General features: G+C 36.3%; 9 protein-coding genes. 5 read left to right on the forward strand and 4 right to left on the reverse strand.

Going from position 1 to position 16716, the window contains the following annotated elements:
• Window positions 1-33: 33 nt before the first annotated feature.
• Window positions 34-3504, reverse strand: a complete 3471-nt coding sequence (gene ileS / locus A8143_RS10735; protein WP_070138062.1) for an isoleucine--tRNA ligase — start codon at window positions 3502-3504, stop codon at window positions 34-36.
• A gap of 267 nt (window positions 3505-3771) precedes the next feature.
• Between ileS and A8143_RS10740 the strand changes: the two genes are divergently transcribed.
• On the forward strand, window positions 3772-9894 hold the full coding sequence (locus A8143_RS10740; protein ID WP_070138063.1) for a T9SS type A sorting domain-containing protein: 6123 nt from the start codon (window positions 3772-3774) through the stop codon (window positions 9892-9894).
• Window positions 9895-9919: 25 nt separating this feature from the next.
• Here the strand turns inward: A8143_RS10740 and A8143_RS10745 are convergent, their stop codons facing one another.
• The 3 genes from A8143_RS10745 to A8143_RS10755 form a co-directional block, all read right to left on the reverse strand.
• On the reverse strand, window positions 9920-10822 hold the full coding sequence (locus A8143_RS10745) for a hypothetical protein (protein WP_070138064.1): 903 nt from the start codon (window positions 10820-10822) through the stop codon (window positions 9920-9922).
• A 47-nt stretch (window positions 10823-10869) separates the two neighbouring features.
• On the reverse strand, window positions 10870-12171 hold the full coding sequence (locus A8143_RS10750) for an NAD(P)/FAD-dependent oxidoreductase (RefSeq protein ID WP_070138065.1): 1302 nt from the start codon (window positions 12169-12171) through the stop codon (window positions 10870-10872).
• A gap of 69 nt (window positions 12172-12240) precedes the next feature.
• Window positions 12241-12603 carry a YraN family protein gene (locus A8143_RS10755; RefSeq protein WP_070138066.1) on the reverse strand — a complete coding sequence of 121 codons (363 nt, stop codon included), beginning with the start codon at window positions 12601-12603 and terminating at the stop codon, window positions 12241-12243.
• Between the two features lie 109 nt (window positions 12604-12712).
• Here A8143_RS10755 and A8143_RS10760 point away from each other — a divergent pair, with 109 nt between their 5' ends.
• The 4 genes from A8143_RS10760 to A8143_RS10775 all read left to right on the forward strand — a co-directional run bounded on the left by A8143_RS10760 (window position 12713) and on the right by A8143_RS10775 (window position 16709).
• Window positions 12713-13597 carry a hypothetical protein gene (locus A8143_RS10760; RefSeq protein WP_070138067.1) on the forward strand — a complete coding sequence of 295 codons (885 nt, stop codon included), beginning with the start codon at window positions 12713-12715 and terminating at the stop codon, window positions 13595-13597.
• 62 nt (window positions 13598-13659) lie between these two features.
• Window positions 13660-14436 (forward strand): TatD family hydrolase, encoded by a 777-nt coding sequence (locus A8143_RS10765; protein WP_070138068.1) that lies wholly within the window; start codon window positions 13660-13662, stop codon window positions 14434-14436.
• 141 nt (window positions 14437-14577) lie between these two features.
• Window positions 14578-15621, forward strand: a complete 1044-nt coding sequence (locus A8143_RS10770; RefSeq protein ID WP_070138069.1) for an asparaginase — start codon at window positions 14578-14580, stop codon at window positions 15619-15621.
• A gap of 254 nt (window positions 15622-15875) precedes the next feature.
• Entirely contained in the window at window positions 15876-16709 is an 834-nt protein-coding gene (locus tag A8143_RS10775; RefSeq protein WP_070138070.1) for a MotA/TolQ/ExbB proton channel family protein, read from the forward strand.
• Window positions 16710-16716 lie beyond the last annotated feature (7 nt).

Consider the following 16716-nt stretch of genomic DNA (forward strand, 5'->3'; position numbering starts at 1 on the left):
TCAATCGATACACATATTAGATTGTGACTCAAGTTATATTTTGGCTAATGCAATAAAGGTATCACCTTCATCTAAGTCTGCAAGATAAGTCTCTTTTGTGTTCAAAGATTTAAAATCAATCCCTTCAGCTAAAACTTCTGTCTTGATGTAATCCTGATTAGATTCAATAGCTGCTTGAACAATTTCATTCGCATCAAAAGTTAAGGCTATTCGATCCATCACCTCTAAACCACTTTCTTTTCTTAGATTTTGAATTCTTGAGATGAGCTCACGAGCAATTCCTTCAGATTTTAATTCATCAGTAATTGTAACATCCAACGCAACAGTTATTCTTCCCTCTGAAGCAACCAACCATCCCGGAATATCATCAGTTACAATGTCAAAATCAGCACGATCTAATACAATTTCTTCCCCGTTCACTTCACCTTTCCAACCATCATTGACCTCAACCAACGTAATTTCAACACCCGACCAACCGGCTACCATTGCCGCAATCGCCTTCATGTGTTTTCCATACTTAGGTCCAATCGTTTTAAAATTAGGCTTTATTTTCTTTACCAACACACCTTCGGTATCCTCCAAAAGTTCAATTTCTTTAATATTTGTTTCAGAAAGGATAATGTCTTTTACGTCATTAATTCTTCTTGTAAAATCCTCATCTAAAACGGGAACCATAATTTTCTGTAATGGCTGTCTTACCTTAATTTGTGACCCCTGTCTTAAACTAAGCACCATCGAAGACACTTTTTGCGCAATGCTCATTTTCTCTTCTAAGTCCAAATCAATCTCTGATTGCTCAACCATCGGAAAATCAGCTAAATGCACAGAAATTGCATTATAACGATTACTGACCGAGTTTAAGTCTTTAAATAATTGATCCATAAAAAATGGTGCAATAGGTGCGCCTAGAATTGCAACCGCTTCTAAACATCTATATAAGGTTTGATAAGCCGAAATTTTATCTTTTGAGTAATCCCCTTTCCAAAATCGTCTTCTGCATAACCTTACATACCAATTTGATAGTTCATCATTTACAAAGGCTTGAATCAATCGCCCAGCTCGAGTTGGCTCATAACCATTATAAGCCTGATCAACTTCAGTAATTAGTGTATTTAATTTAGATAAGATCCAACGATCAATTTCCGGTCGTTCATCTTGTGATACTGGCTCTTCAGCGAAGCTAAATTTATCAATATTTGCGTAGAGTGCAAAGAATGAATAAGTATTGTATAGGGTGCCAAAAAACTTACGTTGAACTTCTGTAATACCTTCTTCGTCAAATTTTAAATTATCCCAAGGTTGGGCATTTGTAACCATATACCAACGCGTCGCATCTGGTCCATATTTGGATAATGTTTCAAATGGTTCAACAGCGTTGCCTTTGCTTTTAGACATCTTTTGACCATGCTTGTCCTGAACCAATCCATTAGACATTACATTTTTATAGGCAACCGAATCAAAAACTAAAGCTGCTATGACATGTTGTGTGTAAAACCACCCTCTTGTTTGATCAACACCTTCCGCGATAAAGTCAGAAGGAAACCCTTTGCGTTCATCAATTAAATCCTTATTTTCAAAAGGATAATGATGTTGTGCATAAGGAACAGAACCCGAATCAAACCAAACGTCAATCAAGTCTGCCTCTCGTTTCATCGGTTTACCCGTTGGAGAAACCAACGTAATCTGGTCAACATAATTTTTATGTAAATCTACTTTTTCGTAGTTTTCTTTTGACATATCTCCCACCACGAATTCGGACAGTGGATTAGCATCCATTAATCCTGCCGCCACTGCTTTATCTGCTTCCTCTTTTAATTCTTGGATAGACGAAATACAAATTTGTTCTGTTTTATCCTCTGATGTCCAAACAGGAATAGGTATTCCCCAATAACGGGAACGTGATAAATTCCAATCATTTGCCGTAGCTAACCAATTTCCAAAACGCCCTTCTCCTGTAGCAGCTGGATACCAATTAATGGTTTTATTTAGTGCAACTAATTGCTCTCTTTTTTCCGTTACTTTTATAAACCAAGAGTCCAAAGGATAATATAAAATAGGTTTATCAGTTCTCCAACAATGTGGATACGAGTGCTCATATTTCTCAATATGAAATGCCTTATTTTCGATCTTAAGTTTTAGTGTTAATCGTTCATCTACACTTAAATATGACTTTAAATCTGCAATGATATCTTTTAGGTTAGCTCGCTGTTTTTCTAATTCGACTTCCTTTTCTCCATCTTCTAAATACTCGGCTTTAACATACTCACCTGAAAAACCAAATACCGCATCCTTAACTTCTTTTCTGAATCGTCCTTGCAAGTCAACCAAAGGCACTGGATTTCCATTTTCATCCAAAATTAACATTCCTGGAACACCAGCTGCTTTCGCCACCAATGCGTCATCCGCTCCAAAAGTTGGTGCAGTATGAACAATTCCCGTTCCATCTTCTGTTGTTACAAAATCCCCAGAAATAACTCTAAAAGCCCGGTCTGCATTTTCATACGGTAAACAAAAATCCAACAATTGCTCATATTTGATGTCCACCAAATCTTGCCCCAAACAAGAACCTAATACATAATACGGAATTTTTTTAGCTCCCTTTTCATAAGTCAAGTCTTCCAATGAATCAACGCTCTTGTACTTTTTACCAAATTGTTTATTCACCAAATTCTTCGCGAGAATAACATCCATTTCTTCACCTGTATATTGATTCCACGTTCGAACAGCTACATATTCAATCTTTGGGCCAACCGTTAAGGCTGTATTCGATGGTAACGTCCATGGTGTAGTGGTCCATGCTAAGAAATAAGTATTTGGCAAATGAGCCAATTGAAACGGCAATTTTTCTAAATCTTTCACCTTAAATTGGGCCACACAGGTGGTATCTTTTACATCCCTGTAACAACCAGGTTGATTTATTTCGTGCGAACTCAACCCTGTTCCTGCTTTTGGAGAATACGGTTGAATAGTATACCCCTTGTACATCAGATCCTTTTTGTAAATCTGACCCAATAACCACCATACCGATTCCATGTATTTGCTCTCATAAGTGATATAAGGCTCGTCCATATTCACCCAATATCCCATTTCCTCGGTCAGTTTTGCCCATTCATCTGTGTATCGCATGACAGATTCACGACAAGCTTTATTATAATCTTCAATTGAGATTTTTATTCCAATATCTTCTTTAGTAATACCTAGTTCTTTCTCCACTTTTAATTCTACAGGCAAACCATGCGTATCCCACCCTGCCTTACGTTGAACTTGATATCCTTTTAGTGTTTTATAACGACAGAAAATATCTTTAATTGATCGCGCCATTACATGATGAATACCCGGCATTCCATTTGCTGATGGAGGACCTTCAGTAAAAATATAAGGAGTATGACCTTCCCTATTATCTATACTCTTTTGGAAAATTTGCTCTCTTTTCCAATTTTCCAACACCTGTTGAGCAACATTTGGTAGGTTTAAACCATTGTATTCAGCATATTTCTGACTCATAATTCTCTCTGTAATTTGAAGCTGTAAAATTAGACATTTTTTATGAGTTAAGAGAATAACCATTTATCGGATAAAATCATTTAACCATAGAATAATAACCTAAAACACAACCTTTATTTAGATATTTGCGTACTTACACTTAGAAAACTTAAAAATGAATACTGAAAATCAAAAACTTACGACTTTACACCTAGGTATAAGTGTTTAGTTTTCAGTAAAATAGAAAAAACAAAAAAATTGTTCTCTACGACATAACACTTAAGACCCATGAAAAAAAACACACTATTAACTCTAATAATCAGCTTAATAAGCTTTTATTCGCATGCAGCAGATCGCTATTGGATAGCGTCAACCTCAGCAAATTGGAATGATGTTTCAAACTGGTCTTCAACTAGTGGTGGCGCTGGCGGCGCTAGTGTACCAACAACTGGTGATTTTGTATTTTTTGATGCAAACGGTTTAGGGGACTGTAATTTGGATATTGATGTTGCTTTTGATGGAATAAATACTACGGGGTATACGGGAACAATTGATTTGTTAGGCTATAATTTCAATCCTACAATTTCAGGAACAGAGAATTGTCGCTTTCAAGATGGTGTAATCAATGATACACCAGGTACTGCTGAAATAGCTTTGACAACAATTGGATATATTTATTTCTATGGAACCGATTTTGGTGCAGCCATAGATATAGTTGCGTCAAGAATTTACCTAGATGCTGGAACATTTAATAGTACTGTAGAATTAGAACAAAACGGAGCTTCAAACACAGCCAGTGATGGTGGCTGTACTTTTAATAGTACTCTATCAATTACCAATTCAGGCGCTGGGCAATTGACTTTATCCAATATAAATCCAGATATTTATAATGGGGAGCTTACAATTAACAATACCGGTACTTCAAATATTCAAATTGCAAGAAACGGTATTGGAAATGAATTTAATGATAATGTTTTTCTTAACTCAACGAATGGAAGTGGAATTCGTATATCAAGTGGCACGGGTACCGCAAATTTAGCAATTGGTAAGACAATAAGTACAGGAGTTCTTGGTTTTACAAATGGCGAGTTAAGCTTCAACAAATTTACTCAGTTGGGAACAAGTGTTCAGTCAATTGTTTTAACAGGAGATGCAATTTTTAGATCCGAAAACAACACTATTTTTAATGCAGATTTAAATGTAGAGGCGCCACGCATTATTATAAGTGGGACAACTTTTAACGGCGTAACTACGATTGAAAAAACAGGAGCTCACACGGATTACTCTAATGGACTAAATGAATTTTCTGAAGATGTAACAATTATAAATTCGGGATCAGCACCAATCATATTTGGAAATTCTAATCCAGATAATTTCTATGCTGACTTAACACTTATAAATAATGGTACTGACGATATCCATATCGCTTACGCTAGTCTTGGAAACAACATTAATGGTGATTTAAATGTTACAAATACTGGTTTAGCTGAAAACATTTATCTAGCATCTCAAGCAACTAGTAGTTTAACAGTTTCAGGAAACTTAAACCTATTGAACGAAACAACTACTGATTATAGCAACATATTTATTGGAAATGCAGGAGATCTTTCCGTTCTTGGTCGATTGGATGTAGTACAGAACGGAACTGGTCTTAATAGTACAATCTATACAGCATATCATTCATCTTCTCAGGTTACAATCGGTGATGTTGCTCATTTTATAAACAATGGAACAGGTACTACAAAAAGGTTCTACATGGCCGTTTCTGGAGACATAGTATTTGACGATTCATTAATCATTGAGAACAATTCAACCGCTAACAATAACCACACCTATGCCAATCATTCCGCTGCAAGTTCAAACCTTTATAATGGATCAATTGTAGTTACAAGTACTACTGTAAATGGTGATGGGGTTCATTTTGGTAGAAACGGAGGACTTGGAGAATTAGCAAGTGGACAAACGATTTCAATTGGAGCAGCAGGATTTATTGCCGGGGAGCTCTATTTTAATAGCTTCATACAAACAGGTGCAACCGCTCAATCAATTACCTTAAATGATGACGCTCGCTTAAATCTAATAGATAGTGATTGGGGCGGAAATATATCTTTTACTGCTCCACGAATAACAACGAGAAATACGCATTATGCAGCTCCAGTTTATTTTGAAAAAACAGCCAATGGGGATGACAATTCTTATGGTGGAAATACTTTTGATGACAACGTCGAGATTAAAAGCACTGGTCTTAATAGCTTCACTTTTGCCAATAACGCTCCCGATACATTTGCATCCAATTTAACAATTAATAACGAAGGGAATGGAAGTATTACAATTGCTTCACAAACACCAGGGAACTACATTGGTGGCAATGTTGAAGTAAACAATTTAGGGACCGGAGCATACAATTGCTACGTTACTTTAGGAGAAAGTCCGAGTTCATCACTGACTATTGATGGAGATGTTAATGTTGATAACCTTGGCGATGCTAACAATGTTCGATTCTTGCTAGGATCAAGAGGAGAAGTTGTACTAAATGGAAACCTTACAATTGACCATAGTCCAACTGGAAATGCAGGCTATATATACATTGCAAATAGCGCTGATGCAGATGTAACAATTAACGGAGATACACACCTCAACTTATCACCGAGCGGTGGTTCAACTAAAAGGGTTTATATCGCACAATCAGGTGATATCACATTTAATGGAGACTTAACGATCAATAATGAATCTGATGCTCCCAATTCTGAAGTAGATATTTGTAGAAATAAAATAGCAAACACCATTGTAAACGGAAATATTGTACTAACAAACACGAGTTCTGATGGAATATTTTTTGGTAATAATCAAGGAACAACACTACTCGCTGATCCATATACAATTTCAATTGGAGCGGGTGGATATTCGGATGGAAAACTTTTCTTATATCAGTTCACCCAAGATGGTAGTACTCCTCAATCACTTCATTTAACAGGAACTGGATATTTGAGACAAGACAGCTGTAACTGGGGTGGTGACGTAAATTTCGTTGCTCCAAGACAGTACGTAAGAGATTCTCGTTTTCAAGGTACGGCATATATCGAAAAAACAGGGCTTTCTGAAGACCGTTCCTATGGCGGAAATATTTTTGAATTGAGCACAACCTTAAAGAACATCGGAGATGAAAACTTTATCATGGGATATAATGAACCTGATTCTTGTTTACTTGATTTAGAATTATACAATGAAGGGAGTGCCTCTTTACATTTTGCTACGCGAAGTATGGGTAATTATGTTGATGGAAATATAACGGCAGAAAACACTGCGATAGGTGCAGGAACATCTGCCTTAACTTTAGCAAATAATGAAGCATCTTCTTTAGTTGTGAATGGTAATATCACAATAGACAATATCGGGTCAGCTGACCGAGTTGATGCTAGACTCGCATACAGTGGTTTGCTTACAATTAACGGAGATTTAAATATAGACCATTCTCCAACCGGAAATGAAGGTTACATTTACATGGCTAATGGCAGCTTATCAAATGTTGAGATTAATGGTTCAACTGAGGTTAACATAGCAACAACTGGAGGAAATATTAGAAGAGCGTATTTTGGGTATGCTGGATCTATACAGTTTAATGGTGGTGTTACAGTGAATAATAATTCTAATGCAAATAATAATCAAGTGTATTTTAATCACCGAGCTACCAGTCATAACTCGTATAATGGCAATATTACACTTACCAATACTCATTCGGCTGGGGATGGTTTTTTATTTGGTAGCGATGGTGGTTCAGGAGAATTAGCAGCAACATATACTGTAAGCATAGGGCCAGGTGGTTTTGTTGCTGGTGATCTTTATTTTAGAAATTTCACCCAAATTGGTTCGACAGCGCAAACTTTAACAGGTACAGGAACTTCTTACTTTAGGAATTATGATAGTAATTGGGGGGGGAATGTGACTTTTACAGCTCCTCGTATGTATACCAATGGAACCCGCTATCAGGGAACGGCGACGCTAGAAAAAACGGGTGCTACAGATGACGCTTCACCCGGTGGTAATATTTTCGAACTGGATGCTACACTCATCAACTCTGGTTCTGGTTATTTTCTAATGGGTAATGGAAATTTTGATTTATGGCAAGCTGATTTAACTTTAGAAAGCCAAGGATCGGACCACATGTATATTGCTCACAATAGTGCGGGAAATATTATTGATGGAGACTTAACCATTAATGCTACGTCAACAGGTGCGACAAGCCAAAATATTTACGTTTCAACTTCATCGGCTTCCACGTTAGAAATTGGTGGTAACACTTCCATAAATAACACTGCAAATACAACTACAAGCAATATTTATTTTGGAGATGAGGGTGACATCGAATTAGCGGGTAACTTATCTATAATTAACAATGCTTATTCAACAAATTCTGATGTTTATATCGCAAGTGGAACAAACTCTCAAGTAACAATTAACGGTACCACTAACCTTCAAAATGAAAAAACCAGCGGAACCTCAAAACAAATTTTTGTTGGTTACAATGGAGATGTAGTTTTGAATGGAGAATTAATAATGCACAATTCGGCTGACGCAACTTATTCTGATATTAGTTTAAATGAAAGAGGAAACAGCTTAAATTTATACAACGAAAATATTGTCATAAATTCTGATGAAGCAGGGAATGAGGGTATTTATTTTGGACGTTACGACGGAGCCGGTACATTGGCTGCTGGTAAAACAATCAGTATAGGAGCAGATGATTTTATTGGACAAAATTTATTGTTCCGAAATTTCACTCAATTAGGTGGTACAGCACAAACTTTGGAACCAACTTCAGGTTTAACACGATTTGAAACGAGAGAGTCAATTTGGAATGGTGAAGTTACATTTTCTAGTCCACGAATTTACCTAAACAATACAACATTCAACGCGAATGCAACACTTGAAAAGACTGGAGCTCAAAATGACCACAGTGCTGGAGGTAATACTTTTAATGGCGTTGCAGATTTAATTACATCGGGTAGCAACAATTTTATTCCTTCTTACGGAACGCCTAATGATTTCAACGACGATGTTTATTACAGAGACTTGAACACAGGGGTTATTTTACCTACTTATAATTGTGAAAGCACATATGCTGGCTCTATATTTATTGAAGCAAATCAAGAAACAACGTTAGGTGGAGGTTCAATTGGACGTGTAATCTTTGATGGTGTTGGCCCACAATCTATTAATGTGATTGGTGCGACACCTTCTCCAAGAATTAGAGATGTACAAACTTTGAACGCGGTTGATGACATTACTGTAAACACTCCTTTTGAAATTATAAGTGTCCTTGACTTGGATCAAGGTAACCTTATTACCACCACAACAAATGTTATTAGCATGCGAGATAATTCCACAGTAAGCTCCGTTTCAGATAATGCCTATGTTGATGGCCCAATTATCAAAGTAGGTAATGATATTTTTACTTTCCCTGTTGGAAAAGCTGGTAAATACCGACCTATTGAATTAGTAACTGCACCTTCTAGTGGTTCTGCTCAATTTAGAGCTGAATATTTTCCAAATGACGTTGTTGACGACGGTATTTCCGACACACCAGTGGAGCCAACAATTCACCACATTAGTGATTGCGAATACTGGATGCTCGATCGTTTAGCATCGGCTAGTTCGGCAGTTGTTGGTATTTACTATGAAGATTTTGGAGCTGAAAATTGTAGTGGCGTAGAGGAACAAGCCGATCTTATCGTAAGTAGATGGACCGGTTCAATTTGGCAAGATTTAGGTAATGGAGGGTTTACCGGAACACCAGAAGATGGTTGGGTGCGCTCTTTAGGTGCGGTTACCGACTTCAGTCCTTTTACTTTAGGAACTATTTCTGCCCTTAACCCTCTCCCTGTTGAACTTGTGAATTTTGAAGCTAAAAAACAAGAAACTTCTACACTCGTACAATGGGAAACCGCCTCTGAGGTAAATAATGATTTCTTTTTTGTAGAGAGATCATCAAATGGTATCGACTTTGAGGTAATTGCTCAAGTTGATGGAGCTGGAAACAGTAATAAAACAATCTACTACGACTATATAGACGAAAATCCTCATTTAGGTATGAATTATTATCGATTGAAGCAAGTTGATTTTGATGGTGCTTTTGAATATAGCAAGACGAAATCGGTATTATTCGATGCAAATGTATCCATCAAGCTATTCCCAAATCCAATTCAGCAAGGGAATGAACTAATGGTTGAAGCTGACGCCAACATCTTAAACATTGAGATTTGGAATGAAGCCGGTAAGCAAATCAACGTAATGAATATTGATAAAAATCAGAATAGAATAAACTACGCTACATCTGAATTAGCTACAGGAATCTACTATATAAAAATAACAACAGAGAATGCTGTTGAGGTGAAAAAACTAATGGTACATTAAATTGAAATACACGGAGGTTTAAAGGTTATTGTTCAATAATCTTTAAACTTCCTTCATTTCCATAAGGGCCACGCTTTTGGCCATCAACTTTAGGTCTCCATAGTTCGCCTCCTTCTCCACCATAATTGAGTATAAAAACTTGATCAAAATAAGGTTTGGCACGTGGTGACAAATAAACGGTTACATCTCCTCCATCTCCACCTTTCCCTCCGCTTCTACTTATCCCTCCTTTTCCTCCAATACTTTCAATCTCTAATTGACCTATTTCAGGGATTAATGTTTTAGTAACTCTCCCACCAAATTCATCTATAATTTTTACTCGAATAAATGCCTTACTCATCGTGTCTATTACTGAAACAAACACCTCCAAATCTGGTCCTTTTCCACCAATTATTGCAGGATCACTGTTATTCGTTAACGTTTGTTCATTATCGATGAATTCAACATTTACTCTACCTGCTATAGGTATTTTCCGATATCCATTTTCTGTGGTCGAACGTGGATCAAATCCGTCTTCTCCTTGATAAACTACACGTTGCGTTAAATCATACCTAATTGGAATTCGTAAGAAATGTTTAATTTCTCCTTTACGTCGCAACTTAATTTTTAACTCTACAAAGGGGTTCAGATATGAGTTTTCTGAGACCCTTAAGCTCATCACTGTTCTGGACTTTTGAATCAACTCAACTCCATTCAACATCTCAAATTCATAATCCGAAAAATTAATGGTAAAATTCGAAGTTTGCGAATGAAGTTTAGTAGAATCACGTAAAGTTGTTGTAATGCCAACATTAAATTCTTGACCTGGTAAAAGTTCCTCTACTTCCAATGTAATCTTACCGTCAATTATTTTCTTTAATTGTCCCGGCTTAATTAACGAAAGTGCACTGAGCCCCACTATGCATGTGAAGAAAAGTTTTTTCAACATATTATTTTATAAGCGACGCACAGTTTTAATCAAAAATTATACCCAAATTACGCTGCGTTTTTATTTTTCTTTTCCTCCCTTTTTGATTTATAATATGGGCGAATGATCAAGCGTAATCCGTTATTATATTTAAAGTAGTTCCACATCCAATTCACAAAAACCACAACTCTATTTCTAAAGCCGACCAACAGCATTAAGTGCACGAACATCCAAACAAACCATGCAAATATTCCCTGAAATTTAAATCCTTTTGTTTCAACCACCGCTCTATTTTTTCCGACAGTTGCCATTGAGCCTTTATCATTATATTCAAATGGTTGAACGGACTTGTTTTTGAGTTTTCGATTAAAAAAATGCGCTAAATAAGCTCCTTGTTGCATGGCAACTGAACCCATCATTGGATGCCCATTTGGGTATGCTTCTGATTCAACTAAAGCTACATCTCCCACTACAAAAACAGATTCATCACCCGGTAATTGACAATAACCATTTACTTTTACCCGATTACCACGACCAATATTTGAAGCATCAATCCCTTTAGGAATTTGACCCTTAACACCAGCAGCCCAGATTAAGTTATCAGAATAGAAATCCTCGTTACTGGTATGCACCGTACCTTCAATGTAGTCCTCTACTTTTGTATTTTCCCAAATATGAACTCCTAAATTCTTCAAATAAGTCTTCGCCTTCGAAGACGACTTTTCATTCATTGCTGATAAAATTCTCGGAGCGGCCTCAATGAGATGAATTTTCATCATTCTCAAATCTAAATCAGGAAAATCCTTTGGTAATATTTTATTTTTCAACTCCGCCAATGCCCCAGCCAATTCAACTCCTGTAGGTCCAGCACCAACAATAACGAAATTTGTTAAGCGTTCACGCTCTTTTAAATCGTGCGTATTTAATGCGATCTCAAAATTCTGTAAAATCTTACTTCGTAAATCCAAGGCTTCAACCAATGATTTCATCGGCACCGCATTCTCCTCAATCGTCTTATTGCCAAAAAAATTATTCCCCGCACCAGTTGCAATAACCAAATAATCATATTTTATTTTCCCAATATTTGTATTGACAAGCTTTTGATTCAGTTCAACACCTTCAACCTCTGCCATTCGATAATAAGTATTGGGTTTCCGCCTAAGAATTTTTCGAATTGGATAAGCGATTGAATCGGGCTCCAAACCAGCTGAAGCAACTTGATACAATAAGGGTTGAAAAGTATGATAATTATTCTTGTCGACAAGAACGACTTGGTAATGGTTGGAATTGATTTGTCTGGCTAACTTTAGTCCGGCAAATCCCGCGCCAATTACCACTACTCGCGGTAAATCTATCGTTGGGATATTCATAAAAGCCTTTTTGTCAAAATTACAAAAAATAGTGTGACTTAAGGACTTAATTTTAGGAAAATCGCACCGTTATAGTAGAGGATAAAAAGCATCCTCCATATGGTCAATTTCACAGAGCTCATCCGTAAGTAATATAGAAACAATATCAAATCGAACCTCTTTATCGACCTCATGTTCTATAACATAGTGATTGGTCACTTTAATAATCGCTCGTTGTTTTTTTTTAGTAACAGTCTCTTCAGGTCCAGCCATAAATCGATTTGCACGCGTTTTCACTTCTACAACAACAAGCATATTTTCGTGCTCGCAAATTATATCCACCTCTTGATGTTTAAATCGAAAATTTCTTTCTTTTATTTGATAGCCTTTATTAACAAGATAATCTAATGCGATTGCCTCTCCTTTTTGGCCTAATTTATTATGCTCCGCCATTTTCTCGTTTTGGGTTTTCTCAAATTTACAATTTATTTTTTGTGATTTAAAATAGCATTCAAATGCTTACTTTTGGTAACCAATTTCATTAATTGAATTATTACAACACATGAATTTCAAGCTAACAATAGCCGTTTTAATCATAATTTTTGGCAATCAATTTTCTTTTGGACAAAATTATTCGTTCAAAAAAAAGTTCGGCACACAAAAAAATACAGTCTATTTTTATTGGGGATATAATAGAGGGATCTATTCGAAAAGCGACGTCCGTTTTTACAGTCCTGAATTCGACTTTACGGCTCACGACCTTAGCGCTTCTGATCGACCAGCACGAAATTTTTCTACTTATGTTGACCCATCCACACTAACCGTACCGCAATTCAATATTCGTTTAGGTTGGTACTATAAACACAGATGGGATATTTCTATCGGTTATGACCACATGAAATACGTTATGGATAAAAATCAAAGTCTTTATTTGGATGGAGATGCCGGAAACACTTCTACGAGTCAACTGAACGGAACATATAAAACCACTGACGGTTTAATTCCTATTCGTTATGAAGATTTACATTACGAGAATACCAATGGGCTGAACTACGTTTCTGTTCAATTAAACAATACAGTTCCCCTTTATAAAACGAAAAGAAGAAAGTTCGCCGTTCAAAGAAGAGTAGGTGTTGGTTTAGGACCAGTAATAACTCAAACCGATTTTAATTGGGACGGAGAAGAGTACCATTCGTTATACAAACAGTTTTTTTCAGGATATGGTATCTCATTGCACACCGGTTTAAGGTTTGATTTTTTTAATCATTTTTTCTTTCAATCGAATTGGTCTGGAGGTTTTATCCACTTACCAAAAAACCCAATTGCAACCAGTCAATCTGCCTATGCGCAGCACAAGTTTGTATATGGTCAATGGGAGTTGTTGGGTGGATTTTTATTCTATATAAAGACAAAAAATGGCTGTGATTCATGTCCTGATTGGAATTAAATTATCCTACAATTTCGACAAGGTTCATCGTTTTTTAACAAGATCTCAATTATCTTCGCTGCATGATATTTATAGATACACATACTCATCTTTATTCAGATCAATTTGACGAAGACCGTGATGAAGTTGTCAATCGTGCAATTGAAAGCGGTGTTCAAAAATTTTTCCTTCCCAATATCGATTCTAACTCCGTTCATGGAATGCATAAGTTGGTCGATGAATATCCTGAGAATTGTTTTCCCATGATGGGCTTACACCCCTGTTCTGTGAATGAAAACTGGAAGTCCCAATTAGACGAACTTAAACCATGGTTATCCAAACGAAAATACATTGCCATTGGAGAAATAGGCATCGATTTATATTGGGATAAGACGACCTTAAAATATCAAAAAGCCGCTTTTGCAGAGCAAATTAAATGGGCGAAAGAAATGAAACTACCCATTGCCATTCATGTAAGAGACGCTTTTAACGAAACTTTTGAAGTATTAGACGAATTAAATGATGACAATCTAAACGGTGTATTCCACTGCTTCACAGGAACTCTAGAGCAAGCTAAAAAAATTATTAATTATGGAGGCTTTAAGCTTGGTGTTGGCGGAGTTTTAACATTTAAGAATAGTGGATTAGATCAAACAATTAAAGAAATTGATTTATCCCATTTAATACTGGAAACTGACTCCCCCTACTTGGCTCCAACGCCCAAACGCGGGAAAAGAAACGAAAGCGACTACACCACATTGATAGCAAGTAAGTTAGCAGAAGTTAAATCGTGTAGTATTGAAGATATTGCAGATTCAACCACGAAAAACGCCTTGGAATTGTTTGATACGGTAAAATAAATAACTCGACCCGTTGACTCAATTTCCGAGCGACTATTAAAGTATAAATTGTTTATTTGTCAATAGCAACAGGCGAATGTGAGTTTCGAATTTTTTCGGCTTGCAAACGGTTCATCTGACAGATAAAAAAATTAAAGATAGATGAACAACCCTAAGGTTCTAATTATATACACTGGAGGCACAATTGGAATGATAAATGATTCCGAAACCGGCGCTCTAAAACCGTTTGATTTTGAGCATTTATATCAAAGCGTACCAGAATTAAAACAGTTTGACTATCAATTAGAAGCGTATTCAATGGGAGATCCGATTGATTCATCGGATATGAACCCAACGAATTGGGCAGAAATTGCTAAAACGGTCTTTGATAATTATGTTAACTACGACGGATTTGTAATTTTACACGGTTCGGACACTATGGCTTATACAGCATCTGCACTTAGTTTTATGCTACAAGGCCTTAAGAAACCAGTTATATTAACGGGTTCGCAACTTCCAATTGGACAAATACGAACTGATGGCAAAGAAAATATTATCACCGCCATCGAAATAGCTGGACTTAAAGATTATAGAGGAGAAGCAATAGTACAAGAAGTTGCACTATATTTCGAATATTCTTTATACCGAGGAAATAGAGCTCAAAAAATAAGTGCCGAAAATTTTGAAGCATTTAGCAGCTCAAATTACCCCAACCTGGCAGAAGCGGGAGTACATATTGATTTTAATGAAAATGCCTTATTCCGAACCCAGAAAAATGACTTGGAAATCAACACTAACTTTTTAACAGATATTGGATTGATTAAACTGTTTCCAGGAATGCCAATCAACACCATAAGCAGTTTCTTTAACCCTTCTGAAACAAAAGGAATTGTAATAGAAACTTTTGGTGCAGGAAATTCTTTTTCTAATGTTAAATTCGAGAATCTCATACGAAACTACATTGAAAATGGGGGGATTGTTTTAAACATTACGCAATGTGTTACCGGCGAAGTTGCTCATGGAAAATATCAAACCAGTGAACAATTTGCAAAAATGGGAGTAATAAGTGGAGGAGATATGACAACTGAAGCCGCTATCACTAAAATGATGTATGTTTTAGGTTCAAACTTATCTTTGGAGGAAAAAAAGAATAAACTCATGACCAATATCTGTGGTGAACGTTCTCCGGCCCGAATTCGAAGTTAACAAAATGTTAAGTTTAGTGGTGGAATTAATCCAAAGCTAAGCAACGATATTCTTCATTGCAACTTACAATGAATTTGAGCAATAGGACAATACAATGTGCTGGTCACAAATCATTGCGCGAAGAATACCGTGAAAAGGCTAAAAAAATATGGCTAGATTAAATTAAATTATAAATTTTTGTACTTTAGCACCTTGCTTTTGAAAACTAAAAAAAGAAGCAGAACTTTTAAATAATTTTTATTAAACAAAAAACAATGAAAAAAGTATTAGCATTAGTCGCTTTTGCAGGTTTTTTAACCTTTGGAATGTCTAATTCAGTTTTAGCTCAAGATGAAGTTACAGATTCAGCTGCAACTGAAACAACAGCAATGGAAACTGAGCAAGTTGAAGAAGCTGAAGGTGACGCATCTGAGCAACTTGCAAACGCAGGAGAAGAAGAAGAAGTTGGAACGTACTCACTTACAACTGAATTGAAAACAAGATTCATTGAAGGTGGTGCAGGTTTCATGGGAATTGTATTGTTATGTTTGATTCTAGGTTTAGCCTTAATCATCGAGCGTATCGTGTACCTTAACTTAGCTACGACAAATACAAAATCTTTACTTGAAAAAATTGAAAACGCATTAGCATCAGGTGGTGTTGAAGCTGCAAAAGAAGTTTGTAGAAATACAAGAGGTCCAGTTGCATCAATTTTCTACCAAGGATTAGATCGTTCAGATGAAGGAATTGAAATGGTTGAAAAATCAGTTGTTGCTTACGGTGGCGTTCAAATGGGACTAATGGAAAAAGGAATGTCTTGGATTGGATTATTTATTGCTTTGGCTCCGATGTTAGGATTCATGGGAACAGTAATCGGTATGATTCAAGCATTCGATGATATCGCAAATGCAGGTACAATTTCAGCAACGGTTGTTGCATCAGGTATTAAAGTTGCCTTATTGACAACTGTATTTGGATTGATTGTAGCAATTATCTTACAAATCTTTTACAACTATTTATTGGCGAAAATCGATAGCCTTGTAAATGACATGGAAGATGCTTCAATTTCAATGATTGATATTTTGATTAAGCACAAAGTAGCAGCGTAGTTAAAAC

This window comes from Crocinitomix algicola, assembly GCF_001661595.2.
Classification (GTDB): Bacteria; Bacteroidota; Bacteroidia; order Flavobacteriales_D; family Crocinitomicaceae; genus Crocinitomix; species Crocinitomix algicola.

Excerpts from the sequence above, each read along its gene's own strand:
- ileS (WP_070138062.1), bottom strand. The coding sequence starts at position 3,504 with ATGAGTCAGAAATATGCTGAATACAATGGTTTAAACCTACCAAATGTT.
- A8143_RS10740 (WP_070138063.1), top strand. The coding sequence starts at position 3,772 with ATGAAAAAAAACACACTATTAACTCTAATAATCAGCTTAATAAGCTTT.
- A8143_RS10745 (WP_070138064.1), bottom strand. The coding sequence starts at position 10,822 with ATGTTGAAAAAACTTTTCTTCACATGCATAGTGGGGCTCAGTGCACTT.
- A8143_RS10750 (WP_070138065.1), bottom strand. The coding sequence starts at position 12,171 with ATGAATATCCCAACGATAGATTTACCGCGAGTAGTGGTAATTGGCGCG.
- A8143_RS10755 (WP_070138066.1), bottom strand. The coding sequence starts at position 12,603 with ATGGCGGAGCATAATAAATTAGGCCAAAAAGGAGAGGCAATCGCATTA.
- A8143_RS10760 (WP_070138067.1), top strand. The coding sequence starts at position 12,713 with ATGAATTTCAAGCTAACAATAGCCGTTTTAATCATAATTTTTGGCAAT.
- A8143_RS10765 (WP_070138068.1), top strand. The coding sequence starts at position 13,660 with ATGATATTTATAGATACACATACTCATCTTTATTCAGATCAATTTGAC.
- A8143_RS10770 (WP_070138069.1), top strand. The coding sequence starts at position 14,578 with ATGAACAACCCTAAGGTTCTAATTATATACACTGGAGGCACAATTGGA.
- A8143_RS10775 (WP_070138070.1), top strand. The coding sequence starts at position 15,876 with ATGAAAAAAGTATTAGCATTAGTCGCTTTTGCAGGTTTTTTAACCTTT.